This window comes from Vibrio sp. 2134-1 (assembly GCF_033339495.1).
On record NZ_JAWOUS010000398.1, the window covers coordinates 1 to 717 of the forward strand.

The 717-nt window shown below is 40.6% G+C and carries 1 pseudogene; it reads right to left on the reverse strand.

Annotation, left to right across the window (positions count from 1 at the left end):
- Positions 1–209: 209 nt before the first annotated feature.
- Positions 210–524 (reverse strand): annotated as a pseudogene (locus R7R78_RS26235) (LicD family protein); the annotation flags it as partial.
- Positions 525–717: the final 193 nt, after the last annotated feature.

Sequence of the window (717 nt, forward strand, 5' to 3'; positions counted from 1 at the left end):
AACTCTTTAGCAAGGTAACTGCTGCCAATGCTCACGGCATAACCATCATCATTAACTGAGCATGTTGAACACAACCCTTTGATTGCTGATAGAAACCATTTTTTAGGCAAAAGCTTTAAACACTTTTGAAACAACCGGAATGCGATATTTACTATTGGGTTTGCCCTATCATGTCTCGAACGTTGAATACGAGCGAAAAAGTTGATCGCTTACATTAATGAAAAGCGTAACTTTGCGGCCCCCTCCTCTTTACCAAGGCTATCAATAGGAAATATATCAATATTGATCCCGACGCCTTTAATTCGCCCGTTCGAAATAACAGAATCATTCAGAGATAGCTTGCTGAACAAAAACGGATAAGGATTGTGCTTGGTGTCCAAATTGAAAAACGTGAAATCAGGATACTCTTTGGCAAAATTTTGCAACAGGTATTCGTAATCTTCCCTTGGCATCATAATATCGATGTCATCATCCCAAGGAATGTAACCTTTGTGACGTATCGCCCCTAACAGCGTTCCACCCGCCAGCGAGTACTCCAAATCGTGACGCTCACAAAACAGATGCACTCTATCTAAAATAGACATCTGTACGCTTCTGAGCTGCTCAAATGTTAGTTTTTTCAATTTAACTTACCTAATAAACTCGATGGTTTTCTCTAGACCAGATTTCAGATCAACCCTTGGCTTCCAGCTCAGAGCTTCAATTTTCTCCGTACAC